This window comes from Streptomyces odontomachicola, from assembly GCF_039605595.1.
Classification (GTDB): Bacteria; Actinomycetota; Actinomycetes; order Streptomycetales; family Streptomycetaceae; genus Streptomyces.
In genome coordinates, this window is the sequence record NZ_JBCFOK010000010.1 from 157,306 (window position 1) to 181,889 (window position 24,584).

At 73.2% G+C, this 24,584-nt stretch carries 22 protein-coding genes; 12 read left to right on the plus strand and 10 right to left on the minus strand.

The window, feature by feature from the left end:
- Nucleotides 1–513 precede the first annotated feature (513 nt).
- Entirely contained in the window at nt 514–4,287 is a 3,774-nt protein-coding gene (locus ABEE00_RS19920; RefSeq protein WP_345746921.1) for a bifunctional glycosyltransferase/CDP-glycerol:glycerophosphate glycerophosphotransferase, read from the plus strand.
- On the opposite strand, the gene bla is transcribed toward ABEE00_RS19920, so the two are convergent.
- Nucleotides 4,271–5,248: a class A beta-lactamase gene (gene bla / locus ABEE00_RS19925; RefSeq protein WP_345746922.1), complete on the minus strand. Its 978-nt coding sequence runs from the start codon at nt 5,246–5,248 to the stop codon at nt 4,271–4,273. The genes ABEE00_RS19920 and bla overlap by 17 nt on opposite strands.
- Before the next feature lie 83 nt (nt 5,249–5,331).
- Here bla and ABEE00_RS19930 point away from each other — a divergent pair, with 83 nt between their 5' ends.
- The 6 genes from ABEE00_RS19930 to ABEE00_RS19955 all read left to right on the plus strand — a co-directional run bounded on the left by ABEE00_RS19930 (nt 5,332) and on the right by ABEE00_RS19955 (nt 10,949).
- Nucleotides 5,332–6,258 carry a LysR family transcriptional regulator gene (locus ABEE00_RS19930; RefSeq protein ID WP_345746923.1) on the plus strand — a complete coding sequence of 309 codons (927 nt, stop codon included), beginning with the start codon at nt 5,332–5,334 and terminating at the stop codon, nt 6,256–6,258.
- Nucleotides 6,251–7,153: a serine hydrolase gene (locus tag ABEE00_RS19935; protein WP_345746924.1), complete on the plus strand. Its 903-nt coding sequence runs from the start codon at nt 6,251–6,253 to the stop codon at nt 7,151–7,153. Before ABEE00_RS19930 ends, ABEE00_RS19935 begins: the two co-directional genes overlap by 8 nt.
- Nucleotides 7,154–7,369: 216 nt before the next feature.
- Nucleotides 7,370–8,224 carry an ABC transporter ATP-binding protein gene (locus ABEE00_RS19940; RefSeq protein WP_451918624.1) on the plus strand — a complete coding sequence of 285 codons (855 nt, stop codon included), beginning with the start codon at nt 7,370–7,372 and terminating at the stop codon, nt 8,222–8,224.
- Complete coding sequence (locus ABEE00_RS19945) at nt 8,221–9,891, plus strand: transporter (protein WP_451918625.1); 1,671 nt, start codon at nt 8,221–8,223, stop codon at nt 9,889–9,891. The genes ABEE00_RS19940 and ABEE00_RS19945 overlap by 4 nt, the downstream gene beginning before the upstream one ends.
- Nucleotides 9,892–10,125: 234 nt before the next feature.
- Nucleotides 10,126–10,314 carry a hypothetical protein gene (locus tag ABEE00_RS19950; protein ID WP_345746926.1) on the plus strand — a complete coding sequence of 63 codons (189 nt, stop codon included), beginning with the start codon at nt 10,126–10,128 and terminating at the stop codon, nt 10,312–10,314.
- Between the two features lie 122 nt (nt 10,315–10,436).
- On the plus strand, nt 10,437–10,949 hold the full coding sequence (locus ABEE00_RS19955) for a GNAT family N-acetyltransferase (protein ID WP_345746927.1): 513 nt from the start codon (nt 10,437–10,439) through the stop codon (nt 10,947–10,949).
- 35 nt (nt 10,950–10,984) lie between these two features.
- Here ABEE00_RS19955 and ABEE00_RS19960 read toward each other — a convergent pair whose 3' ends face one another.
- From ABEE00_RS19960 to ABEE00_RS19970, 3 genes are all read right to left on the minus strand, one after another.
- Nucleotides 10,985–11,515, minus strand: a complete 531-nt coding sequence (locus ABEE00_RS19960) for a hypothetical protein (RefSeq protein ID WP_345746928.1) — start codon at nt 11,513–11,515, stop codon at nt 10,985–10,987.
- Between the two features lie 376 nt (nt 11,516–11,891).
- Nucleotides 11,892–12,482 carry a Crp/Fnr family transcriptional regulator gene (locus ABEE00_RS19965; RefSeq protein ID WP_345746929.1) on the minus strand — a complete coding sequence of 197 codons (591 nt, stop codon included), beginning with the start codon at nt 12,480–12,482 and terminating at the stop codon, nt 11,892–11,894.
- A 123-nt stretch (nt 12,483–12,605) separates the two neighbouring features.
- Nucleotides 12,606–13,322, minus strand: coding sequence for an O-methyltransferase (locus ABEE00_RS19970; protein ID WP_345746930.1), 717 nt, complete (start codon nt 13,320–13,322; stop codon nt 12,606–12,608).
- Nucleotides 13,323–13,391: 69 nt separating this feature from the next.
- Here ABEE00_RS19970 and ABEE00_RS19975 point away from each other — a divergent pair, with 69 nt between their 5' ends.
- A complete protein-coding gene (locus ABEE00_RS19975; protein ID WP_345746931.1) occupies nt 13,392–14,027 on the plus strand; it encodes a TetR/AcrR family transcriptional regulator in 636 nt (211 codons plus the stop codon).
- A gap of 120 nt (nt 14,028–14,147) precedes the next feature.
- On the opposite strand, the gene ABEE00_RS19980 is transcribed toward ABEE00_RS19975, so the two are convergent.
- A complete protein-coding gene (locus ABEE00_RS19980) occupies nt 14,148–15,392 on the minus strand; it encodes an FAD-dependent oxidoreductase (protein WP_345746932.1) in 1,245 nt (414 codons plus the stop codon).
- A gap of 228 nt (nt 15,393–15,620) precedes the next feature.
- Nucleotides 15,621–16,544 (minus strand): MBL fold metallo-hydrolase, encoded by a 924-nt coding sequence (locus ABEE00_RS19985; RefSeq protein ID WP_345746933.1) that lies wholly within the window; start codon nt 16,542–16,544, stop codon nt 15,621–15,623.
- Between the two features lie 139 nt (nt 16,545–16,683).
- Between ABEE00_RS19985 and ABEE00_RS19990 the strand changes: the two genes are divergently transcribed.
- The 4 genes from ABEE00_RS19990 to ABEE00_RS20005 all read left to right on the plus strand — a co-directional run bounded on the left by ABEE00_RS19990 (nt 16,684) and on the right by ABEE00_RS20005 (nt 20,028).
- Complete coding sequence (locus ABEE00_RS19990) at nt 16,684–17,655, plus strand: AraC family transcriptional regulator (RefSeq protein ID WP_345746934.1); 972 nt, start codon at nt 16,684–16,686, stop codon at nt 17,653–17,655.
- Nucleotides 17,656–17,782: 127 nt separating this feature from the next.
- Nucleotides 17,783–18,247, plus strand: a complete 465-nt coding sequence (locus ABEE00_RS19995) for a group II truncated hemoglobin (protein ID WP_345746935.1) — start codon at nt 17,783–17,785, stop codon at nt 18,245–18,247.
- An 87-nt stretch (nt 18,248–18,334) separates the two neighbouring features.
- Nucleotides 18,335–19,009 (plus strand): TetR/AcrR family transcriptional regulator, encoded by a 675-nt coding sequence (locus ABEE00_RS20000; protein ID WP_345746936.1) that lies wholly within the window; start codon nt 18,335–18,337, stop codon nt 19,007–19,009.
- A gap of 158 nt (nt 19,010–19,167) precedes the next feature.
- The gene (locus tag ABEE00_RS20005; protein ID WP_345746937.1) at nt 19,168–20,028 is read left to right on the plus strand and encodes a hypothetical protein; all 861 of its coding nucleotides are present in this window, start codon (nt 19,168–19,170) and stop codon (nt 20,026–20,028) included.
- Nucleotides 20,029–20,058: 30 nt separating this feature from the next.
- Here ABEE00_RS20005 and ABEE00_RS20010 read toward each other — a convergent pair whose 3' ends face one another.
- The 4 genes from ABEE00_RS20010 to ABEE00_RS20025 all read right to left on the minus strand — a co-directional run bounded on the left by ABEE00_RS20010 (nt 20,059) and on the right by ABEE00_RS20025 (nt 24,488).
- Complete coding sequence (locus ABEE00_RS20010) at nt 20,059–20,805, minus strand: maleylpyruvate isomerase family mycothiol-dependent enzyme (RefSeq protein ID WP_345746938.1); 747 nt, start codon at nt 20,803–20,805, stop codon at nt 20,059–20,061.
- Nucleotides 20,806–20,858: 53 nt separating this feature from the next.
- Complete coding sequence (locus tag ABEE00_RS20015) at nt 20,859–21,677, minus strand: HNH endonuclease family protein (RefSeq protein ID WP_345746939.1); 819 nt, start codon at nt 21,675–21,677, stop codon at nt 20,859–20,861.
- Nucleotides 21,678–21,742: 65 nt separating this feature from the next.
- A complete protein-coding gene (locus ABEE00_RS20020; RefSeq protein WP_345746940.1) occupies nt 21,743–23,005 on the minus strand; it encodes an arginine deiminase in 1,263 nt (420 codons plus the stop codon).
- A gap of 28 nt (nt 23,006–23,033) precedes the next feature.
- Entirely contained in the window at nt 23,034–24,488 is a 1,455-nt protein-coding gene (locus ABEE00_RS20025) for a basic amino acid/polyamine antiporter (protein WP_345746941.1), read from the minus strand.
- Nucleotides 24,489–24,584 lie beyond the last annotated feature (96 nt).

Genomic DNA, 24,584 nt, shown 5'->3' on the forward strand with positions numbered 1-24,584 from the left:
TGCGGCGGGATGTGAGTGGCCGCTTCTCGTTGCGGGTGCCTGTTTCGCGTTGTGGGCGTTTGTATCGCCGCAGGTCAGCGCGTTGTTTCGCAGGGTTTCGCGAAGTGGTTCCGAACTTGGGGTGTTCACCCGGAAGGCCCAAAGGGCGTGGCGGCCTCCTGGGGGCGGGGGTTCTATCCGTTTATGGAGCGACACATATCGGAGGCCCCTCAGGTGCCTCCCGCGGTCCTCTGCGAGGGCGATCCGTGTGCTTGCTGCGGTGCCCGTCCGGGAGAGCCCTGCGGACCGCCGTGGGGCCACGACTTCTGCGGCAGTTGGGAGGGCCCGGATACGTGCTGCCCGTGCGTGGACCGGATGCATGCCACGGCCACGTACGAGGAGACCCTGCTCGGCCGCCGACGGGGCGATGACGGACCCGGCGGCGACCGAGCCGCGTAGCGCGGCCGGTACGTCGCATTCCGCACAGCCGACGGATCCCGCACAGCCGAGACCGTCGAGGACGGAGACCGCACGATGACCGATGCCGCAGAACGGGCCGCCGCCCCCACTCCGCGCCTCTCCGTCGTGGTGCCCATCTACGACGTCGAGCGCTATCTGCCCGCCTGCCTCGATTCGCTCGCCACGCAGAGCCTGCGCGAGATCGAGGTGATCATGGTGGACGACGGGTCGCCCGACGGCTCGGCCGCCCTCGCCGCCGACTTCGCGGGGCGGGACGCCCGCTTCCGCCTCGTGCGCCAGACCAACGGCGGGCTGGGCAACGCGCGCAACACGGGGGTGCGGCACATCTCCCCGTACAGCGAGTTCCTGACCTTCGTGGACAGCGACGACATCGTGCCGCCGCACGCCTACAGCACGATGGTCGAGACGCTGGAGGAGACCGGCTCGGACTTCGCCACGGGCAACGTGCACCACCTCGACGCCGAGCGGACCTGGCAGACCCCGATGCTGCGGATGCTGGCCGCGCGCACCCGCAAGGCCACCCACATCTCCCGCTTCCGCGAGCTCGCGCACGACCGGATCGCCTGCAACAAGGTCTTCCGCCGCTCCTTCTGGGACGAGCACGGCTTCGTCTTCCCCGAGGGCATCCTGCACGAGGACATTCCGGTCGCCCTGCCGGCGCACTACCTCGCGCACGCCGTGGACGTCATCCGCGACCCCGTCTACCTGTGGCGGGTCCGCGACGCGGAGGCCGCGCCCTCGATCACCCAGCGGCGCACCGAGCCGGCCGCCGTACGGGGCAGGGTCGAGGCCGTGGAGACGGTCAGCCGCTTCCTCGCGAGCCAGGCCGCAGGTCAGGTCGCAGGTCAGGGCGGCGAGACCTTCGCCTCGTACAAGCGGGACTACGACGCGCGGGTGCTGCGCAGCGACCTGCGGATCTTCCTGCGGGTGCTGCCCGAGGGGGACGAGGAGTACCGGCGCGCCTTCATAAAGTCCGCCAACCGCTTCCTCGACCAGGCCGACCAGCGCGCCCTGCTCGACCTGCCGGTGCGGCTGCGCGCCCAGTGGCTCCTGGTACGCCGCCGCGCCCTGCCCGAGCTGCTGGCCAGCCTCGCCGCCGAGCGCCGCAACGATCCCGTACGGGTACGCGGGCTGCTGCGCAAGCACGCCCAGCTCCCGGAGCTCGACGGCGGCGGCCCTCGCCCCGCGCTGCCGCACGGCGCGCTGGAACTGCGCAACGACCTGGAACTGCGCAGCCCCGTACGCAACGTGGAGTGGCGCGAGGGCGTGCTGCACCTGAGCGGCGACGCGTGGATCACCCGCGTCGACGCCTCCTCGCCGCTGTCCATGGGGAAGGTCGTGCAGCTGCGCCGCAGCGGTTCGCGGCGGCGCACCGTGCTGCCCGTGCGCAACCGCTACCGGCCCGAGCGCACCGCGGAGTCCGGCGGCCCCGGCTACAACTACGACTGGGCCGGCTACGAGCTGGACCTCGACCCGCGCAGGCTCCAGCGCAACGGGCAGTGGGTGGAGGGCACATGGCACCTGGGCATCGGGGTGGTCACGCCGGGACTGTTCCGGCGCGGAGCCATCACCGTGCCCGGCAACGGGGCGGCCGCCGCGTACCCGCCGTACCAGTGGATGAGCGAGGACGTGCGCGTCCTGCCCGCCGTGACCGAGGGCCGGCTGACGCTGCGCGTGGAGCGGGTGCGCGCGCAGATCACCGGCGTCGGCCTGAACGGGACCTCGCTGGAGGTGCGCGGCGCGCTCCGCACCGCGGGAGCCGGAGGCGCGGCCACCGTGAGCGCGCGCGACACCGCCGTGCTGCGGCTGACCGCGATGCACAGCGAGCGGGTCGCGGAATACCCGGTGCACTGGGACCGGGCGCAGGCCCAGACCGAGACCGGGACCCAGGCGCAGAACCAGGCGCGGCCCCGCGACGGGCTGCTCGGCTTCACCGTGCACGTGCCGCTCGGCGACATCGCGCTGGAGCACTGGGACACCACCGAGCGTTCGGCGCGCCCCGACCGGCACGGCTGGAGCAGCGCGCTGTACGTGAGGAAGGGGGACGGAACGGAGCAGCGCTTCGGCCCCGTACTCCAAGAGGGGCTGCACGACGCGGAGTTCGCCCTCCCCGCGTACGTCGCCGGCCTGGGCTTTCACGGTGAAGTCGCGGTGACAGGCGGGCAGAACGGCTATCTGAAGCTGTGGGGCCGCACCCACCGCGCCGTGCTGGAGGACGCGCGCTGGGAGGCGGACGGGCGGCTGACCGTGTCGGGGCGCACCACCGCGCGCCCCCGCGACCCGCGGATGGTGCTGCGCTCCGCCTCACGCAAGGAGGAGAAGGCGGTGCCGCTGCGCGTGTGGGAGGAGGGCCGCTTCGAGGCGACCTTCGACCCGGCCGCGTTCTCCGGGCCCGGCGGCGTGCTGCCGCTGAAGACGGGCCGCTGGCACTTCCTCCTGCGGGACACCCCCGGGGCTCCCGGGGTCCAGGAGGGGGAGCCCGAGGACATCCCCTTCAAGGCGGACCGCACCGCCGTACCCCACCTGACCGGACTGACCGGGCACTCCCACGGCCGCGGCTACGAACTGGGCGTGCGCTGGGGCGACTTCCCGCACCTGCACGCCGAGTCCGAGCTGGACATCACCGAGCGCGGCCCCTACCGGCAGCGCCGGATGGTCACCGAGGTGTACGAGGCCGAGCGCCGGAACCCGCTGCGCGACGCGGTGCTCTACATCAGCTACAACGGCAAGCAGTTCTCCGACAGCCCGCGCACCGTGTACGAGGAACTGACGCACCGCGGCGCGGACTTGGAACACCTGTGGGCGGTGCGGGACGGGCAGGCCACGCTGCCGCTGGGGGCGCACCGCGTACCGCTGTGGAGCGAGGAGTGGTTCCGCGCGCTGGCCCGCAGCCGCTACGTCGTCACCAACGGGCACCTGCCCGAGTGGGTGCGGCGGCGCGAGGGCCAGGTGATCGTGCAGACCTGGCACGGCACGATGCTCAAGAAGATCGGCCACGACATCGAGGACACCGTCTTCGACCCCGCCTACCAGGAGAAGCTCCGCATCGAGACGGAGAACTGGAACCTGCTGGTCTCCGCCAACCGCTTCAGCACCCCCATCCTGCGCCGCGCCTTCGGCTACGACGGGGAGATCCTGGAGTCCGGCTACCCGCGCAACGACTGCCTGTACGCGGAGGACAGGGACCGGTGCGCGAGCGAGGTGCGGTGGCGGCTCGGCCTGCCGGAGGACAAGAAGGTCGTGCTGTACGCGCCCACTTGGCGCGACGACCGGCGGCGCGGCGGCGGCTTCCGTCTCGATGTGCACCTGGACCTGGCGGACGCCGCCGCGCGGCTCGGCGAGGACCACGTGCTGCTGGTGCGGCGCCACTCGCATGTCGTGGACAGCTTCCCCGAGGCGGGCGACGGGTTCGTGCGGGACGTGTCGGAGTACCCGGACATCGCCGACCTGTATCTGGTCGCCGACATCCTCATCACCGACTACTCCTCGGTGATGTTCGACTTCGCCCACACCCGCCGCCCGATGCTCTTCTTCACGTACGACCTGGAGCACTACCGGGACACGCTGCGCGGCTTCTACTTCGACTTCGAGAAGGAGGCGCCGGGGCCGCTGCTGCACACCTCGGCCGAAGTCGTCGACGCCGTACGGGACATCGACGCGGTGGCCGCCGCGCACGCCGGTGCGTACGAGCGCTTCCACGACCGCTTCTGCGACCTGGACGACGGGCACGCGGCGGCACGCGTCGCCGACCGGATGCTGGAGCTGGGGGAGGAGGCGCCGAGGGACGGGGCGCCGCGCTCCGCGGTGTCCTTCAACCCAGCGCGCTGACCGCCGTCTTGGTGGCCTCGGCGAGCAGGGCGTCCTCGGAGTCCGCTCCGCGGGTGGTCCTGCGCGAGAGCAGGGAGATCACGACCGGCGCGCGGCCCTCGCCCGGCCAGGCGACGGCGATGTCGTTGCGGGTGCCCCAGCCGCCGTGCCCGGTCTTGTCGCCGACGGTCCAGCCGCGGGGCACCCCCGAGCGGATGTAGCGGGCACCCGTGGCGCTGTCCTTGAGCCACGTGGTGAGCATCTCCCGCCGCTCGGTGGGCAGTACGTCGTCCACGGCGAAGCGCCGCATGTCGGTGCCCATCGCGCGCGCAGTGCTGGTGTCCCGGGGATCGCCCGGGGTGCCCTCGCTCAGATCGGGTTCGGGACGGTCGGTGCGGGTGGTGCCGTCGCCGAGCGCGCGGAGCTTGCGCTGCAGGCCCTTGGGGCCGTCCAGTTCGCGCAGCATCAGGTTGGCGGCCGTGGCGTCGCTGTACTTCACCGCCGCCGCCATCAGCGCGCGCAGCGTCATGCCCGTGCGCACATGGCGCGAGGTCACCGGAGCGTGCTCCTCCAGGTCGGCCTCGCGGTAGTGGACGGTCCGGTCCAGCTCCCGGTCGCTGCTGTCCCGGAGCAGTACGGAGGCGGCCAGCAGCTTGAAGGTCGAGCAGTGCGCGAAGCGCTCGTCCGGGCGGTGACTGATGGTGCGGTTGGTGCCGGTGTCCAGCGCGTACACCCCGAGCCGTGCCCCGTACCGCTCTTCCAGGCGGGCGAAGTCCCGGGCGGCGCGGGACTGTCCTGCCGCCGGTTCGGTGTGCCGGAATCCGGATGCCGAATGGGAGTGGCCGGATTCCGAACGGGAGTCGGAGGAGGCGGGCGACGCCGGGGCGCAGCCGCCGAGGGCGGCGGTCGTCAGGGCCAGGGTCAGTGCGAGAGCGGCCGAAGGCAGAGCTGTGCGCAGGCGTAATGCAGTCAACATGGTCATGCCGACAGTCTTGTCGCCCCTCGCCGATGCGGTCAAAGACACTTCGAGCCGGTCCCATGCCCGATTGGCATACAGTGGCCGGCGTGGATGTGGTTGCCGCCTGCCGAGTCTTCGTCCGCGTCGCCGAGCGCGGCAGCTTCACGCTGGGCGCGGCCGCAGCCGGAGTGCCGCAGTCGGTGGCCAGCCGCCGCATCGCCGCGCTGGAGGAGCACTTCGGGGAGCGGCTGTTCGACCGCTCCACGCGGCGGGCCGCGCTCACCGCGTACGGCCGGGACATGCTGGCGCCCGCGAAGCGCATGGTGCAGCTCGCGGAGTCGCTGGAGGCCGACGCCGAACGCGCCAGGCTCCGCCCCTTCAGCCTCGCGGTGCCCGGCATCTGCGCGGTGCGCAATCTGGCGCTGCTGGACGCCGCGGCCCACGACCGGGGCGTCGTGCTCGACTTCCGCCCCGCAGGACCGGCCGACCGCAAGGAGCTGCTGCGCCACCACGAGGTGCGCGCCGCGCTGGACGCGGTGCCTCCCGACGACGCCGAGTGGACGGTGCCGCTGGGCGTCGCCGCCTCCGCCGTACGCGGGACCGGTCCTGTGCGCCTGGAGCGGCTGCGTCCGTCCCGTACGCAGAACTCCTTCCGGCGCGTCCGCATCCAGCCCGAGGACGACGTGCCGCACATCCGCGACCGCATGGAACAGCTCGGCCACCGCGCCGCGCTGCTGCCCGCGCAGATCACCACCGCCACCTCGCTGACCTCGGCCGTCTCCGCGACGCTGCGCTCCTCCGACCTCCTGCTCTGCTCGCCGGCCCAGGCCGAGGAGCTGGGACTGCACTGGCGCGGACTCGTGGGCGACCCCGTGGCCCGCGGCTACCGGCTGACCGCCGTCTCCGGCGAGGACGCGGCACGCCTGGGCGGCGCGCTGCACGGGGACATCGCCCGCGCGCTGGACGTGCCGGAGGACGACGTACGGGTGGACCCGCCGGATTCACGCAAGGCAGGGGAGCGCGGCGGTGAATGACGAGCGGCTGCTGCGCGAGCTGCGCGCCGAGCTGGCCGAGGGCGGCCTGTCGGGCTCCTTCCTCGTACGGGACGTGCGCACCGGCGAGGAGACCGGCATCGAGCCGGACACCGAGATGCCCCTCGCGTCACTGGTCAAGATTCCCCTGGCGGTGGCGGTGTGGGAGCGCATCGCGGACGGGCGGCTGGACGGCGGCGCGATGGTCGACATCGAGCCAGGACGCACCACGATGCCGGGGCCCACGGGGCTGACCCGCTTCCGGCACCCGGCGCGCGTCGCAGTGGAGGACCTGCTGTATCTCGCGCTGTGCATCAGCGACAACACCGCGACCGACGCGCTCTTCGGCCTCGTACCGCCCGAGGAGGTCAACCGCACGATGCGGGAGGCCGAGCTGCCCGGGATCACGCTGCGGCACCGCATGCACGACCTGGGCGAGACGCCGGCCGCGCGCTTCGGGTCGGCCGAGACGCACCTCGCGCACTCGCTGGCGATCGAGAGCCGCACGCCGACCCGCGGGCACCGCGTGCCGCAGCTCGACACCAGCCGCGCCAACTCCGGTACGGCCAGGGCCCTCGCTGATCTGCTGACCGCGCTGTGGACGCCGGGGCGGCTGCCCGAGGAGGTCGCGGCGCCGGTGCGGTCGCTGCTGGAGAACAACCTGATCAGACAGCGTCTCGCGCCCGACTTCGCCTCGGACGCCTCGCGCTGGGCCTCCAAGACCGGGACCCTGCTCAACCTGCGGCACGAGGCGGGCGTCGTGGTGCACGAGGACGGCGACACCTTCGCGGTCGTGGCGCTGACCGAGTCCAGCGTGCCCGCGGCGGCGCAGCCGGCGGCCGAGGCCCTGATGGCCCGCGTCGCGCGCGCCCTCCACGACCAGCTCAGGGACCGCTGAGGGGTTCCGCACGGGGTGCTGAGGGGCGGCTCCGCGCGGCCACGGCCTCAGCTGCGGTCTGAGTGCGGTCTGGGCGGCGGCTTGAGCTGCGGCCTCAGCTGCGGTCTGGGCTTGTGGTCTGAGCGGCGGCCCGAGCTGCGGTCCGGGCGGCGTGCCGGCGCGTGAACGGGGCGTACGGGGGCGCACGTAGGGTGGGGCGAAACCGCAGGCGCGGGTATGAGACGGAAACCAGGGGACGAACCGTATCCGGAGGGGCGGACAGTGGGAGCGGAAACGGCAGCGGAGGCGGCGGGGGACGGCCGCGCGTGGGCGGTGGAGATCAAGGGGCTGTGGAAGCGGTTCGGTGAGCAGGCGGCCGTCGCGGGCGTCGACCTGTCGCTGCCTGCGGGACGGTTCATCGGGCTGGTGGGCCCCAACGGCGCGGGCAAGACCACCACGCTGTCCATGGTCACCGGGCTGCTCCGGCCCGACGCGGGAACGGCCCTGGTCAACGGCAGGGACATGTGGCAGGACCCGGCGGCGGCCAAGGCCCGCATCGGCGTACTGCCCGAGGGCCTGCGGCTGTTCGAGCGGCTCTCGGGCCGCGAACTCCTCGCGTACACCGGGCGCCTGCGCGGGCTGCCGGGCGAGGAGGTCGACAAGCGCGCGGGCCAGCTCCTGGAGATCCTCGATCTGTCCGGTTCGCAGCACAAGCTCGTCGTCGACTACTCCACCGGCATGCGCAAGAAGATCGGCCTCGCCGCCGCGCTGCTGCACAACCCCGAAGTCCTCTTCCTGGACGAGCCGTTCGAGGGCGTCGACCCCGTCTCGGCGCAGACCATCCGCGGCGTGCTGGAGCGCTACACCGCCTCCGGCGGCACCGTCGTCTTCTCCTCGCACGTGATGGAGCTGGTGGAGTCGCTGTGCGACTGGGTCGCGGTGATGGCGGCAGGGCGCATCCGCGCGCAGGGACCGCTCGCCGAGGTGCGCGGCGACGCGCCGTCGCTGCAGAGCGCCTTCCTCGAACTGGTCGGCGCCCAGGACCGCAACGGCGCTGGCGCCCTGGACTGGCTCGGCGGTGACGCCCGGTGAGCACCGACCGTTCCGCCACCGCCGACGTTCCCGCGCCCGGCGTTCTCGGCACCCGGCAGCCCGAGGCGCCCTCCGGCGGCGAACCCTCCGTCACCGCCGTGCTGGTCAGGCTGAAGCTGAGCCTGCTGCGCAACGGGCTGCGCCAGTCCTCGGGGCGCCGCGCCGCCTACATCGCCTCGGTCTGCCTGGTGCTGCTCCTCGCCGCGCTCCAGACCCTCGGCCTCGTACTGCTGCACGGCACACCGCACGCGGCGACCGTGGCCGTGCTGCTCACCGGCGTCCTCGCGCTCGGCTGGGGCGTGATGCCGCTGTTCTTCCCGCACGGCGACGAGACGGTCGACCCCAGCAGGCTGGCCATGCTGCCGCTGCGCCCGAAGCCGCTGGTACGGGGCCTGCTGGCCGCCTCGCTGATGGGGTTCGGGCCGCTGGTCACGCTGTGTCTGACGGGCGGGGCCGCGTTCGCCGTGGCCCGCGGCGCGGCGGGCGCAGTGACCGCGGTGGTGGCCGTGGTCCTGACGCTCCTGCTGTGCGTGGCGCTCTCGCGCGCCGTCGTGACCGCCAACCTCCGCCTGCTCACCAGCCGCAGGGGCCGCGACCTCGCGGTGCTCAGCGGGCTGCTGATCGCGGTCGGCGCGCAGGTGGTCAACTTCGGCGCGCAGCAGCTCAGCCGCAGTGGAGGGCTCGGGGTGCTCGACCCCGCCGCTGCCGTGGTGCGCTGGATCCCGCCGGCCTCAGCGCTCGGCGCCGTGGACTCCGCGGGACGCGGTGCCTACGGCGCCGCCCTGGTCCAGCTCGCCGCGACGGCCCTGGTCCTCGCGGCGCTGCTGGCCTACTGGCGGCGCGCCCTCACCCGTCTGATGACTGCCCCCGACGGCTCCACGCTTCAGGCCGCCGGACCCGGGCGCGAGAAGCGCGGCGGACGCGGCGCTTCCCGGCTGCTGCCCGGCGGGCGCACCGGCGCGGTCATGGAACGCAGCCTCCGCTACATCTGGCGCGACCCCAAGACCAAGATGGGCTGGGCCACTTCGCTGGCCGTCGGCCTGATCGTCCCGCTGGCCAACGCGGTCCAGGGCAACGGCTCCGCGTACTTCGCCTGCTTCGCGCCCACGCTGCTCGGGCTGATGATGTACAACCAGTTCGGCCAGGACACCTCGGCCTTCTGGATCGTCGCGATGACGCTCGACTCGCCGCGCCGGGCGTACGAGGAACTGCGGGCCCGCGCCCTGGCCCTGCTCCTGATCACGGTGCCGTACGTGCTGCTCGTCGACGTGCTGGCCACCGCGCTCTTCGGCGACTGGCGGGTGCTGCCCGGGGTGCTCGGGCTCACCCTCGCGCTGCTCGGCGCGATGATCGCCACGGGCGCCTGGTCCTCGGCCCGCTTCCCGTACGGCATCCCGCAGGAGGGCCACAAGAACGTCGCGCCGGGCCAGAACGGCATCGCCTGGATCTCCATCTTCGGCGGCATGCTCTTCTCCGCGCTGCTGTCGGCCCCGGTGATCGCCCTGACCGTGTGGCTGCACGTGACCGACGCGTACGCGGCCCTGTGGGCGGTGCTGCCCGCCGGAATCCTGTACGGGGCGGTGCTCGCCGTGCTGGGGCTGCGGCTCTCGGCGCCGCGCGTGATCTCCCGGCTGCCGGAGATCCTCGCGGCGGTGAGCAAGGGCTGAGCGGGGCTGTGCTGCGGGGTTCGTGGGGCTCGCTGTGACCCGCGGTGCATGTGAGCCGGGCGCTCCCTTGCACCGCGGCGCCGTTTCCGCCGTCGGCAAAAGGCGCTCCGGCCTGGGAAGTTGAGGCTCTGGCTGCGGTCGTCGGGGCGTTCGCCTGAAGGTCTTTGTCAGCACGCGGGGTGAGCAGGTAGACAGGGCCCTTGCCCCTTCAGCCCCGAGCGGAAGGAGAGAGGGATGCGGATTCGTTCTGCCCTCACCGCTACCGCCTGGGCCGTGGTCGCCGTGCTGGACGGCGCGACCGCAGCCTCCGCCGCGGCCCCCGAACCAGCGGACCGCGACCGCGACCCCCGGCTGCCCCCGCAGCGCCGCCCCGCGGGAACCGGCACGGCGGACTACGTCCCGGCACGCCCTTCATCCGACTGACGGCCCTCAGCCGACTGAGGCCCGCCCGGTATCCCGTACACCCGTATCCCGGTCCTCCCGTCTGCCGGGCACCCCGCCTGCCCGCCTCCCCGTCCGTCCGCCTGCCCGCTTAGGATCCGCGCATGATCGAGGTGCGCGAGGCGCGGGCGGGGGACGCGGCGGAGCTGGTACGGCTGCGAAGGCTGATGTTCGCGGGGATGCACGGGGTGGACCGGCCCGGCGCGTGGGAACGCGAGGCGGAGGCCGTGGCACGGCGCGAACTGGAGCTTCCGCGTGCGGAGCGGAGCCTCGGCGCGTTCGTGGTGGACGGCGACGAGGGTTCTGGGCTCACGGGTGAACTCGGGGGAGGCGGGCCGACGTTGGCCGCCTGCGCCGTGGGCACCGTGGAACAGCGGCTGCCCGCGCCCGCGCATCCCACCGGGCGCTTCGGCTTCGTCTTCAGCGTGTGCACCGACGGGCGGTACCAGGGGCGCGGGTATGCGCGGGCCGCCATGGAGGCGCTGCTCGACTGGTTCGCCGCGCGCGGCGTGAACCGCGTCGACCTGCACGCCTCCAAGGAGGCCGAACACCTCTACCGGGCCCTCGGCTTCACCGAGCACTCCACCCCGCTGTCCCTGCACTTGAGGGAAGGCTGAACCGTACGGGACTTCGGCTTCGGCTTCGCTCCCGCTCAGTGGGGCGCGCCGTCCTCCTCGCCCGCGACCCGGCGGCGGTGCAGCACCCACGCGCCGGCACCCGCGATGACCAGGGCGCCCGCCCCGGCGAGAGCGAGCGGCGGCTCCGAAGCGGTCGCGGTCGCGCCGTGCGGGTCGGCCTCCACCGCCGTGCCGGCCGCGCCAGCCGTGCCGGCCGCGCCAGCCGTGCCGGCCGTGCCGGCCGTGGCGGAGGGCCGTTGCGCGCCGGCCTCGCACACCGTTCCGGCCCGTGAGGCCAGCGCGCGGGCCTCGGTGTCGGCGTCGGCCAGGTGCCGCCGCTGCGTCGGGTCGGGGTGCCCGCCCCTGCCGACGAGGGCCCGGTAGTCGTCGCGCACGGTCAGATACGTGTACTCGGCGCGTGCGGCCGCCGAGGTCACCGCACCGCACCGGTCGCGCCCGCCGTCGCCGTGCAGCGCCTGCGCGCCGCCGTGCGCGGCCGCGGGCCAGGACAGCGCCAGAACGAGTCCGGCGGCGTACGTACCGGCGAGCAGTGCTGGGGATCGCATCGCCCTACCTCCATGAGGCGCGGACGCGGCGCCGGTGCGCCGCCCACGGGGATTCCGCCCTCGTGTTCCGAGCAGAACGGGCGCCCCCGCCCTCCGCACCTCGAAGCCCGCGCCCGCTTACCCCGTACGCACGGCCCCCGTCCGCCCGCGGCGCTCTTTGCGCTGCTCATCGACGTGTACGGAGGCGCGGCGCGGCCCGCGCACGACGGCCCCGCGAGGGGACACCTGCCACCGATCAGGCGAAACCGCCCGGGGGAGCAGGGGGCGGGGGAGTCTGGCCGTTGCGGGGTGCCGGGCCCGCTCGTGGTCCCGTGGGCTCGTGGGCCGGTGGGCTTGTGGGGAGGAGGACCGCACGGGGGCGGGCGGACCGACCGCGTCAGACGATGCGGCCGCGCCCGTGCGGTCCGTACATGTTGAGCAGGCGGCTGCGGGCCGCGTTCAGCCGGTGGGCGAGCACCCAGCCGACCCAGTGGTTGACTGCGGCGCCCAGCCTGGGGTCCTCGTCCATCAGCCTGCGTACGGTCGCCGCCTCGAACTCGGAGGTGCGCACCGGCGTCATCGCCTCGGCGCCGAGCTGCCAGGTGTACGGCGGGAACAGCCACGACCAGCCGACCAGCTCTCCCTGGCCCAGCGTGTCGATCACGACCATGCCGCCGTCCGGCGTGCGGATGTCCAGCGTGACGGCGCCGGAGCGCACGATCCAGAAGTGCTCGGCGGGCGCGCCCTCGTCGAACAGCCGCGTGCCGCCGTCGAAGTTGACGTCCCGCGCCGTCTCGAGGAGGCGCGCGCGATGGTCCGCCGGGAGGGAGGCGTTGATGCGGGTGGGGGAGTAGGTAGTCGTGGTGGCCTCCGGTGTGCGGCCACTCCGCGAGTGGGGTGGGGAACGGGGGCGGGCGGCCCCCGCGTGGTCGTGCAGCGCGGGTAGCCCCGCCGCCGACCAGCCAAACAGGGCCGCGGCACCGAACACCCCGAACTACACAGGGGATTCATGGCCTCACACACCGCGACTGCGGGGTCGAGTGTGGGGCCTCGGCGCCGTGTTCGGCCTGAGGGCTGACCGGCGAACCCGTCCCGCTCAGCGCCGCCCCGCTCAGAGCCGGCAGCTTATTTCCATGCCGTCTTCGACGGGGAAGGTCGTGCTCTGGTAGCCGTTCGCGGGGTCGCGGACGTAGTCCAGATACGGGCCCAGGTCGTCCATGTCCACATCGTCGGCCACCACCAGGGCGCCGGGGCGCAGCCGCGGTTCGAGGAGGCGGAGGACCGGGAGGCACAGGTCCTTCCAGCCGTCCAAAAGCAGGAAGTCCACGGTGCCTTCGAGGTCGGCGAGGGTTTCGCAGGCGTCGCCCTCCAGGATGGTGATCACGTCGTCCAGGCCGGTCTCGGCGAAGGTGCGGCGTGCCGAGGCGATCTTGTCCCCGCTCATCTCGGTCGTGACGACGCGGCCCGTGCCGTTGTCCCGTACGGCGGCGCCCAGATAGAGCGCGGAGATGCCGAAGGACATCCCGAACTCGACGACCGTGTCGGGGCGCGCGGCCCTGACCAGGCTGTAGAGCAGGCGGCCGCCGGCTTCGGAGATCGGCATGTAGATCCCGGACGCGGCCTCGGCCGCCTCGCGCGGGGTCAGGTCGTAGAAGTCGCCGGGGTTTTCGGCGCGATAGCGGTCGAGGAAGTCCCCGTCCCTCTCGGCGCCCTGGAACATCCGCTCCAGCGCGCCCTCCACCCGCGGATCGGCCAGCGTGCTCTTGCCGGCCGGCGTGTTCGTGGCGGCCGACGCGCTCTTGACGGTTTGTGCGCTCGTGTTCGTCATGCGTTCTAGAGTAGACGCACCGTTGCGTTGCGTCTAGAGCCTTTTTCTATGCTGGCGGAAGGAGGCGACATGGGAACGACAGCGAGAACGGGCGGCGGGGAGGCCGGCGGCCGCACGGCGCCGAAGCATCACGGCAACCGCCACGGGCGCAGCGAGGAGGCCCGGCTCGCCGTGCTGCGTGCGGCCGACGACGTGCTGGCCGAGAAGGGGTTCGCGGGCGTCACGATCGAGGGCATCGCGGCGCGCGCGGGAGTCGCCAAGCAGACCATCTACCGCTGGTGGGGCACCAAGACGGAGGTGCTGCTCGAGGCGTTCCTGCTGGATGTGACCGAGGACCTGGCGCCGCCGCAGTACGACGACGTGGCCCGGGACCTGCGCGCGCACCTGCGCCAACTGGCCGGTTTTCTCGGGCAGTCCGACCCGGGCGCGGTGTTCCGCGCGCTGCTCGCGCACGCCGAGCACGACCGGACGTTCGCCGAGGAGTTCCGCGCGCGCTTCCTGGAGGAGCAGCGCGACCGCGACCGGCTCCCGCTCGAACTGGCCGTGCACCGCGGGCAGTTGCCCGCCGACCTCGACGTGTCAACCGAGACCGACCAGCTCGTCGGCCCCGTCTACTACCGCGTCCTGGTGACCGGCGAGCCCGTGGACGAGGACTTCACCGACCGCCTGGTGGACGCGTTCCTGCAGCGCGTGGAGCGAGGCTGAGGAACGGCCGCGTTCGTACGAGGAGGAGCCGCACAGCGAAACGCCCCGCACAGGGAAACGGTCCCTCACAGCGAAACGGCCGCCCCGCCAGGGGCGACCGCTCCATCCGCGTAAACAGCCCTACGGCACCCGCCCGTCCGCCCGCCTGCGCGCGAACTCCGGCGCGTGCTCCGGCCGGAAGCCCACGCCGATGAGCCGGGCCGGTACGGAGGAGAGCCGGGGCGCGTACCGCAGCAGCGTGCTCAGCAGGTGCGGCGGGCCGTTCCTGCGCCCCTCGATCACGGGCGTCACGACGTTCCGGTGCAGCATGCGCTGCACGGCCTGGGTGGCGACGGTCGGCAGCAGGCGGCGCGTGCGCACCCGGGCCAGCGTGCGCGGCGTGAGGCGCCCCCGCCGCAGCGGCCCGGCCAGCACGTGCGCGGCGGCGACCGCGTCCTGCACGGCGAGGTTGATGCCCACCCCGCCGATGGGCGACATGGCGTGCGCCGCGTCGCCGATGCACAGCAGTCCGGGGCGGTGCCACTGGTGGAGGCGGTTCAGGCGTACGTCGAGGTGCTTGACGTCGTCCATGGACTCCAGCGCGCCCACCCGGTCGGCGAACGCGGGGAAGCAGGCCGCGATGCGCTCCCTGAAGTGCTCGACGCCCTCGGCGCGCAGCGCGGACGCCGTGCCCTTCTCGACCATGTAGCCGATCTGGAAGTAGCCCTCGCGCGGAATGCGCACCGCGAACTCGCCCCTGCGCATCGCGGGGGACAGCGACCGCACCCCCTCGTCCTCGTACCGCGGGAGGCGGAACCACCACACGTCGAAGGAGCACGGGAACTCGCGCGGCCGCAGCAGCGCCTCCTCGCGCGCCAGGGACCAGCGGCCGTCGCAGGCGACGGTGAGGTCGGCGCGCAGTTCGCCGGTCTCGCCGGCCGCGGTGCGGTAGCGCACACCGCGCACCGCGCCGCCGCCGGTGAGCAGGCCGGTGACCTCGGTGTTCATGCGCAGCTCGTACGTGGGCTCGGCCTTGCTCGCGCGGGCGAGCAGGTCGAGGAGGTCCCACTGCGGGACCATCGCGATGTACGGGTGGGCCACCTTGAGGCGCCGCATGTCGCCCACGAGCAGCCGCTCGCCGTTCTCGCCGGTGAAGGAGAGCCGCTCCAGTCGGCTCTGCGGGAGCTGCGCGAACCGTTCGCCCAGCCCGAGTTCGTCGAGCAGTTGGAGTGTCGAGGGGTGCACGGTGTCGCCGCGGAAGTCCCGCAGGAAGTCGCCGTGCTTCTCCAGCACCGTCACCCGGACGCCCGCGCGGGCCAGCAGCAGGCCGAGGATCATCCCCGCCGGGCCGCCCCCGATGATGGCGCAGGTCGTGCGCTCGGTCATCGCTTCTTCCCCCTTCGGTCGGGGCGGCCGTGCCCGTTCGCTGGGCCGCCCCGGCGCTCGTCGTTCGGCGTGGCCGTTCCACGCGATTATTCATCGCCTGATGAATAACACTGTCGCGCGGCCCGGATACGCCGTCAAGCCCCCGCCGACGGCACGGTGCAGAACAGGACAGGCCGTACGGGGGCAAGGCCGTACGGCCAGGTCGTACGGCGCAGGCCGTACGGAGGCTCACGCGGGTCCGGGCTTCGGCGCGGGCCAGGCCGCCCAGTTCGCGAGGGCGAAGTCCGCGCCGTCGTGCCGGACTTCGGCCGCGCCGTGTCCCGGGAAGTGCGCGGGGATCACGAGCGCGCGGGTGTCGGCCGCCTCGCCCAGCACCCGGCGCCTGCTGGCCGCCGCCCCCGCGGGGTCCTCGCAGAAGCAGCTACTGAACTCGGGCCGCACGACCTGCACCGGGCTGTGCACCATGTCGCCCACGAAGACGGCGCGGTCGGAGCCTGAGGACAGGTGCAGCACCGAGGAGCCGGGGGTGTGTCCGGGGGCGGTACGGAGCGTGAGGCTGCCGTCCAGGCGGTACTGGTCCTCCCAGAGAACGGCCTGGTCAGCGCGGAGCACGGGCGCGATGCTGTCCTGGAAGACGAGGTCGTCGTTGTTCCGCGGCGAGGGTTCGCGGCCCTGTTCGGCCGGATCGAAGCGGAGCCTGTCGGCGCGCGGGATCAGGTACGTCGCATTCGGGAATGTCGGCACCCAACCCCCGCCGTCCCAGCGGGTGTTCCAGCCCACGTGGTCGAAGTGGATGTGGGTGTTGACCACGACATCGACGTCCTCGGGTCGTACACCCGCGTACCGCAGCCGGCCGAGGAAGTCCGTGCGCATGCCGGAGAAGTGCGGCATGCTCGGCCGCTCGCGCCCGTTGCCGACCCCCGTGTCGACCAGGAGCGTGCGGCCCTCGCTGCGCACGACCCATGTCTGCATGGTGCCGAACCAGGTGTCGTCCTCCGCGCTCCAGAAGTCAGGCTCGAGCCACGGGCGGTGCTCCCGCCACAGCTCCGCCGGCGCACCGGGCACCAGCCCCGCACCCGTGCCGACGGGTCCGCTCCACTCAACGACCCTGGTGATGTCCACGTTCCCGAGCGTGATGGTGTCCGCGTTCATCGTGCCTGCCCTTCCGACGTCTCCGGCCCCGCTGCGTACGGGAATCAGACTACGAAGCAGCAGTGCGCAGATGAATACGCACAGAGCGCATATGCATGCTCCAAAAGCTCAACGTGCCGCCACGCCTAGACTCCCCTGCATGGACGTACTCAGCGACGTGATCGCCACGATGCGGACCGGCGAACCCGCGGTCGGCCGCGCCGGGGCCGACGGCGGGGGCTGGCGCTTCGCCTCGTACGAGGGGACCGGGTTCCACATCGTGCTGGAGGGGCACTGCTGGCTGGTGCCGCGCAAGGGCCGGGCGACCGCGCTCGGCGTCGGCGACGTGGTGCTGTTCCCGCGCGGCGAGGGGCATGCGCTGGCCTTCGGCGGCGCGGAACCGCCCACGCGCGCCGAGGTGCGCGCCTTCCCGCGATGGGACCCCGCATCGGGCGACCTCACCCGCCCCGAAGAGGACACGCGCTCCGTCGTGCTGTGCGGCAAATACCGGCGCGGGACGGCCCGCGCGCACCCCCTCCTGCACGAGATGCCCGACACCGTGCACATCCCCGCGCGCATGGGGCGGAACGAGGAACTGCGCGGCGCCGTCGACCTGTTGGCCCGCGAGACGCGCGCCCCGCGCTCGGGCAGCGGCACCCTGGTGACCAGCCTCCTGGACGCCGTCTTCGTCTACCTCGTACGGGCATGGCTGGACGAGCGCCCGGAAGCCCCGGCGCAGGACGGTTCCCCGGCGGCGGCCGGGGCCGGGTGGCGCCGGGCGCTCACCGATCCGGTGTGCGTGGCCGCGCTCGACGCGATGCACGGCGACCCCGCGCGGCCGTGGACGCTGCACGAGCTGAGCGGCCGCGCGGGGGTGTCGCGCGCCACGCTCACCCGCAGGTTCACCGCGCTGGCGGGACAGCCGCCGATGGCGTATCTGACCTGGTGGCGGCTGATGACCGCCGCGCGGCTGCTGAGCGCGACGGACGCGCCGGTCCAGGAGATCGCGCACCGCGTCGGCTACGGCTCGCCCTTCTCGCTCTCGCACGCCTTCAAGCGCGAGTTCGGCCAGGCGCCGCACCGGTACCGGGGGCGGTACGCGGAGGCGGGGGAGGGCGCCGCGCGCACGTGAGGGCGCACGCGGAGGTAGCCGGTGGCGCCCCAACTGCCGTAATTCCGCGGCCGCATGGGCTCGGCGCGGCCCCGTCGGCAGTAGCGTGAGGCCGCGGTGTCCGCGCGCCGCGGAGGGGGAGGGGCCGATGCCGAGCATGTACGAGCAGGCCGGGGGCGAGGAGGCGCTGCACCGGGTGGAGGCGCTCTTCTACGAGAAGGTGCTCGCCGACCCGCTGCTGAAGTCCCTGTTCCCCGAGCGGCGGCCGCACCACGTCGAGCACCTGACCTGGTTCACCGCCGAATCCTTCGGCGGGCCCGACACCTTCACCCGCGAGCTGGGCTTCGGCCACCTCGTACGGGCGCACCGTGGGCTCGACATCGACGACGCGCAGCGCCGCCGCTTCGAGGAGCTGTACATGGAGTCCTTCGACGAGGCGGGGCTGACCGGCGACCCGGAGTTCCGCGAGGCGGTGCGCTCGCACATCGCGTTCGGCGCGGGCGTCGCGCAGCAGAACTCCCGCGCCACCACCGACGCCGAGCTGCACCCGCTGAGCGAGGTGCCGCGCTGGACCTGGGCGGGCGACGCGGCCGACCCGCGCGACCCCGCCTGAGGCCGGCGGGCGCCCCGGCCGCGCCCCCGCGTCCGCGAACCGGCATGCTGGGGCGCACAGTTGGACGACATGCGGGATGGAGAGACGGTGAGCGGTCCCGTGGGAGAACCAGGCCCGGTGCGCACGGGCGCGCGGGCGGCGGAGGGGGCCGCGCCCGGGGTGCGGGACGGGCGGACGCGGCGGCGGTACGAGCGGCGGGACGCCATCTACCGCGCCGCGATCGAGCTGTTCGTGAAGCTCGGCTACGAGGAGACGATGATGGAGGCCATCGCCGAGCGCGCGCAGACCTCGCGGGCCACCGTCTTCAACCACTTCGGCCGCAAGATCGCGTTCCTGGAGGAGTGGACGGCGCGGCGCCGCGCCGACGCCTGGGAGGCCGCGCGGCAGGGCCAGTGCGCGGGCGACGGGGTGGCCGGCTTCCTGCGGCGTTACGTGGCGCAGATCGCGGAGCGCAGCGAGACCGACAGGGAGGAGACCGTCGCCCTGTTCGGCGCTGCCCTGCGCTCCATCAACGTGCTGGACAACCTGGCGCTGGGCAGCGCGCTCGGCGGGATCGTCGAGGACGCGCAGCGGCGCGGCGAGGTCCGGGCCGAGGTGGACGCGACGCAGGCCGGGGTGCTGCTGTCGGCGGGGTACCTCGCGGTGCTCACGCAGTGGATCGGCCGCGAGCCGGGGGAGTTCGACCTCGCGGGGGAGCTGCGGAAGGTGCTGGACATGTTCCTGCACGGCATCCTCACGCCGGACGCCGCCGCGGAGGACTGACGGGCCGGAGCGGGCGGTTGGACCGGAGCGGACTGACGGCCGGAGGGGGTTGACGTCCGGACCGGAGTGGACTGACGGCCGGACCGGACCGGCGGGCCGGATCGTCGGGCCGGAGAGTCGTCTTTGTCCCGGCCCGGCTTTCTGTTTCAGTGCCGTGCATGCCCAGCGAGCCGAGCAGTGCCGACACCGTTCCCTACGACGGCGATCCGCGCTCCGCTGCTGCGAGCGCCACGGCGAGCGCCCTGGACAAGAAGGGCGGCCCCGGCCACACGGTGCTGCTCGCGCTGGTCCTCGCCGTCCCGGTGGTGAAGGTCGCGTACACGGTCGGCGAGGGCGACGCGGTGCGCGAGGTCTTCTCCGGCATGGAGCTGTCCAACTGGCCGGATGTGCTGGTCGGCATGGTGCTCTCCAACCCGCTCTTCGGCTGCGTGCTGGGCGTGGTGTGCTCGCGCACGCTGTTCGCCGTGTTCGCCGCGCGCGGCGCCGTACCCCGTGGCACGGGTCCCGCCGTGATCGCCCGCTACCTGGCGCTGAGCCTGGTCAACCCGCTGGCCACCGGGCTGATCGCGACCTGTTTCTTCGGGCCCTGGTGGGGGCTCGGCACCTTCCTCGCCGCCGTCGCGCTGCGGCAGGGCATCGTCGTGGAGTACCGCACGGGACGGCGCGGAAGCACGCGTGAGCCCAGCGCCGCGCACGGGGAGCCGCGCCCGGACGCGTACGGCTCCCCGCGGTGGCTGCGGCGCTGGGCCGCGGCCGAACAGGGCCTCGCGCTCGCGCTGACCGTGCTCGTGCTCCCCGTGCTGGCCTTCGCGGCCGCGGTGGACGGCCGCTCCTGGACGGCGGTGGTGCGCTGCGAGGTCACCGACGGCACGCGCACGCAGTCGGACCGGCTGATCGAACTCGGCCGCAAGGGCAACGGCGTGGTCGGCTGGAACCTGGACTCCCACCAGGTCTCCAACGGAGCGGGCTGCGAGACCTCCGAGGGCCTGGCCGTACGCGAGCCGTGGTGGCGCTCGTGAGCCCCGCGGCTCCCGCTCCGTGACGTTTCGTCAGATCCCGCTCGACTCCCGCCACAGCCGCACCAGCGACGCATCCCCCGAGACGGTCTGCCGCTCGGGCGGCTCCGGCGTCCTGTTCCACACCGTCAGATACATCTCGCCGGCCGGTCCCGCCCAGGTGGCGTCGGCGGGGCTCTCGCCGCCCCGTTCGGTACGGGGAGGCGCGTCGGGCGTCAGGTGCAGGGTCCACGCGGCGCCGGGCACGTCGGTGGCGCGCACCCGCAGCGTGCGGGGCTCGGGGGTGCGTACGCGGGACCTGTGCCGGGCGTGGAAGCCGCACAGCAGCTCGTCGATGCCGTCGGCGGCGAACTCCGGCGCCACGGGCGAGAGTCCGGCGCCGAGCGCTGCCTCGGCGTCCACCCGGTGCACCGCGGTCTCGTGCGCCTGGCGCCGGGCCCAGAACGCCAGCGGCGAGGGCGCCGGCAGGAAGCTCCAGCACTCCAGGCCGGCCGGGGCGGCGGCGAGCGCGGCGACCAGCGCCTCGTGGCCCTCGCGCAGCCACTCCGCCAGTTCGCCCGCCGCCAGGGACGGCGGGTCGGGCAGCGGCTCGCGCCGCTGCCGTCCCTCGGTCACATAGCCGCGCGCCCAGCGGTGCACGGACCCCAGGTGCTCCACCAGATCCCGTACCCGCCAGCCGGGGCACGCGGGAACCGGCGCCTCCGCATCCGCCTTGGCCGCCGCGTCCGCGAACAGCCGCCCCTCGGTGCGCAGTACCTCGATGAACGCCTCAGTCTCCACGGGTGCAGTGTGCCCCGGGAGGGGCCGTCGCCGCACCGGTGTTCACTCCGGGCTCAGCCCCCGCACTGGCGCAGCATCATCCGCTTGTCGGGCGCGGTCACCGGCAGTTCGTACTTCTGCGAGACCTGCGCGAAGCGCACGCTGTACGCGCAGCGGACGCCCTTGTCCGGCGGCAGCCAGCTCGCCGGGCCCTTGTCGCTCTTGGCGCCGTTGGCGGGACCGTCCACGGGCAGCAGGTTGAGCGGGTCGTTGGCGATGCTCTCGCGCTTCTCCTTCGGCCAACGCGAGGCGCCCATCTGCCAGTTGTACGAGAGCGGCATCACATGGTCGATCTGCACGGCCACGGCGCGGGACTTGCGCCAGTCGATCGTCTTGCCGGTGTAGGGGTCGTCCAGCGTCATCGAGGTCACCACGCAGTCCGAGCCGCCCCGGTAGCGCACCTTCCGGCCGTCCCGCTTGAGCAGGTCGTTGCGCGTGTCGCAGCCGTTGCGCGCGTACGGGACCTCGCGCGGCAGCGTGTCCTTCCACGCATAGCCGAACTCGTCGCGCTCGTAGCCGGTCTTGGGTCCGCGGCCCTTGGTGGCGACCTTCTCGATCAGGGCGCGGGCCTTCGCCTTGTCGGCGTCCGAAGTGAGCGGCGCCAGGCCGGGCTTGGTGCCGTCGGGGTTGTCGAGCGGGCTCACCGCGTGGCCCGATCCGTTGCCGGGCGCGGAGGAGGGGGCGCCGTCGTCCCCGGCCAGGTCGTCGGGGGAGCAGCCGCCGAGCAGCACCACGGAGGCGAGCGCCGCGCTCGCCGTGCCTATCGTGGCGCGGTGCCGGGCGCGCCGGCTGGGTCTGCTCGGCAGGGAACGTGATCCGGAAAAACGACTCATGCGGGCCATTCTCCGGTACGCGACGGAGAGTGGATCTTGGGGGAGGCACGGAGGGCGCGGTCCGGTCAGTCCGCCGGGTCGCGCACCAACGGGCACGTCATGCAGTGCCCGCCGCCGCGGCCCCGGCCGAGTTCGCCGCCCACGATGCGGATGACCTCGACCCCGGCGTCCTCCAGCAGGTGGTTGGTGAGCGTGTTGCGGTCGTACGTGAAGACCACGCCAGGCTCGACCGCCACGGCGTTGTTGCCGCTGTCCCACTGCTGGCGCTCGGACGCGTAGTCGTCGCCGCCCGTCTCCACCACGCGCAGCCACCCGAGCCCCAGCGCGCGGGCGACCACGTCGACGAAGGTTCCCGCGCCCTCGTCGGTGACGTGCACGCCCGCGGCGTCGCCCGAGGGGCGCAGCGAGAAGGCGTGGATGCCGTCCACGATGTGCGGATACAGGGTCACCAGATCGCGGTCGGCGAAGGTGAAGACGGTGTCGAGGTGCATCGCCGCGCGCAGCTTGGGCATCCCGGCGACGACCACGTGCTCGGCCGCTCCCTCGCGGAAGAGCGTCGCCGCGACCTGGGTGACCGCCTGCCGCGAGGTGCGCTCGCTCATGCCCATGAGGACCACGCCGCGTCCGACCGGCATGATGTCGCCGCCCTCGAACGTGGCCTGGCCCCAGTCCCGTTCGGGATCGCCCCACCACACGGTGCTGCCCGCGAAGTCCGGGTGGAAGGTGTAGACGGCCTTCATCAGCAGCGTCTCGTGGTGCCTGGCCGGCCAGTACAGCGGGTTGAGGGTGAGCCCTCCGTACAGCCAGCAGGTGGTGTCGCGGGTGTAGAGAGTGTTGGGGAGCGGCGGCATCAGGTATTCGCGCGGCCCCGTGGACTCCCGGGCCAGCGCCAGATAGCGGCTGGAGCGGAAGCCGTCGGGCAGGTCGGAAGTGGCGAGCCCGCCGATGAGGTAGTCGGCGAGCACCTGCGGGTGCAGCGATTCCAGGAAGGCGCGGGTGTCCTCGACGAGGCCGATGCCCGCCTGGTTCACCGTGACCTTGCGGTCCAGCAGCCAGTCGCGTGCCCCGGGCAGCGCCAGCGTCTCGGCCAGCAGCTCGTGCAGCTCCACGACCTCCACGCCGCGTGCGCGCAGCTTCCGCACGAAGTCCGCGTGGTCGCGCTGTGCCTGCTCCACCCACATCACGTCGTCGAAGAGCAGGTCGTCGCTGTTGGTGGGGGTGAGCCTGCGGTGTGCCAGGCCCGGCGCGCACACCAGGACCTTGCGCAGGCGGCCCACCTCGGAGTGCACGCCGAGGGCTTGGGGGGAAGCGGGGCTGTCGGCGGTCATGACGTGATCCTTCCCGTACAGGCCCTGCTCACAGGGCGATCCAGCCGAGGGCCAGCGAGACGACGCCGAGCACCGCACCGGCGAGCGAGACGGCGAAGACGACGACCTCGCGCGCGCTGAACAGCCGCCGGTTCTGCTCCCTGCGCGCCATCAGGAACAGGATCGTGGCGGGCGCGTAGACGATGAAGGAGACCAGCAGGAACTTGAGCCCGGCCGCGTAGATCAGGAACGCGGTGTAGACGGTCGCCAGCGCGGCGATCACCAGCGTCCCCGTGCCGCCCGAAGCGCCCGTGCTCCCCGCCGGGCCGCCCCGTACCAGCAGCTTGACCGCGAAGGCGGCCGCCAGCAGGTACGGGATCAGCGAGAGCGCGCTGGTCAGGTCGAGCGCGAAGTCGAAGGCGTCGCCGGAGGCGAGCGTGATCACCAGCACGACCTGGGAGAGCAGGGTGGTCAGCAGCAGCGCGGACACCGGCGCGTCCCGTTTGGTGGTCCGGCGCAGGAAGCGGGGCATGTCCTCGTCCTTGGCCGCCACGTACAGCACCTCGGCGGCCATCAGCGTCCAGGCCAGATAGGCGCCCAGCACCGAGACGATCAGTCCGACGCTGACGAAGACCGTGCCCCAGGTGCCCACCGCCTCCTCCAGCACGCCCGCCATGGACGGCTGCCGCAGCCCGGCCATGCGGTCCATGGGCACGATGCCGTACGAGACGATCGTGACCGAGGCGAAGACGCAGAAGACGCTCGCGAAGCCGAGCAGCGTCGCGCGGCCCACGTCCTCGCGGCGCCTGGCGTGCCGGGAGTAGACGCTCGCGCCCTCGATGCCGAGGAAGACGAAGACGGTGGCCAGCATCGTGCCGCGCACCTGCTCGAACAGCGATCCCGCGTCGGCAGACCCCGCGAAGTTGTCCGCGAAGACGCCGGGGTCCAGGTAGAAGAGCGCCAGCACGATGAAGACCAGGATCGGCACGATCTTCGCGACGGTGACGATCCTGTTGATCGCCGTGGCCTCCTGCACCCCGCGCCGTACGAGGAAGAAGAAGCCCCACAGGCCGAGCGAGGAGACCACGACGGACAGCACCGTGTCGCCCTCGCCCAGCGCGGGGAACACGGCGCCGAGCGTCGACATGATCAGCACCCAGTAGGTCACGTTGCCCACGCAGGCGCTGGCCCAGTAGCCGAAGGCGGAGAAGAAGCCGAGGTACTCGCCGAAGCCGGCCTTCGCGTACGCATAGACCCCGGCGTCCAGATCGGGCCTGCGCGTCGCGAGGAACTGGAAGACCAGCCCCAGCGTCAGCATCCCCGCGCCCGCCACCGCCCAGGCGATCAGCGCCCCCGCCACGCCGGTCTCGGCGCCGAACCGCCCCGGCAGCGAGAACACCCCCGCGCCCACCATCGAGCCCACGACCATCGCGACCAGGCTCGGCAGGGACAGCTTGACGGCGGCGGAGGAGGCGGGAGCGGCCTCCTCGGCGGTATGGCTCATGGCCCGCCTCGCAGGGTGTCGCAGGTTCTCGCAGGGCTTCGCAGAGTGGGGGTCACCGACCGTTGTCACTATGGACCGGGGGCGGGGGCTCTGCAC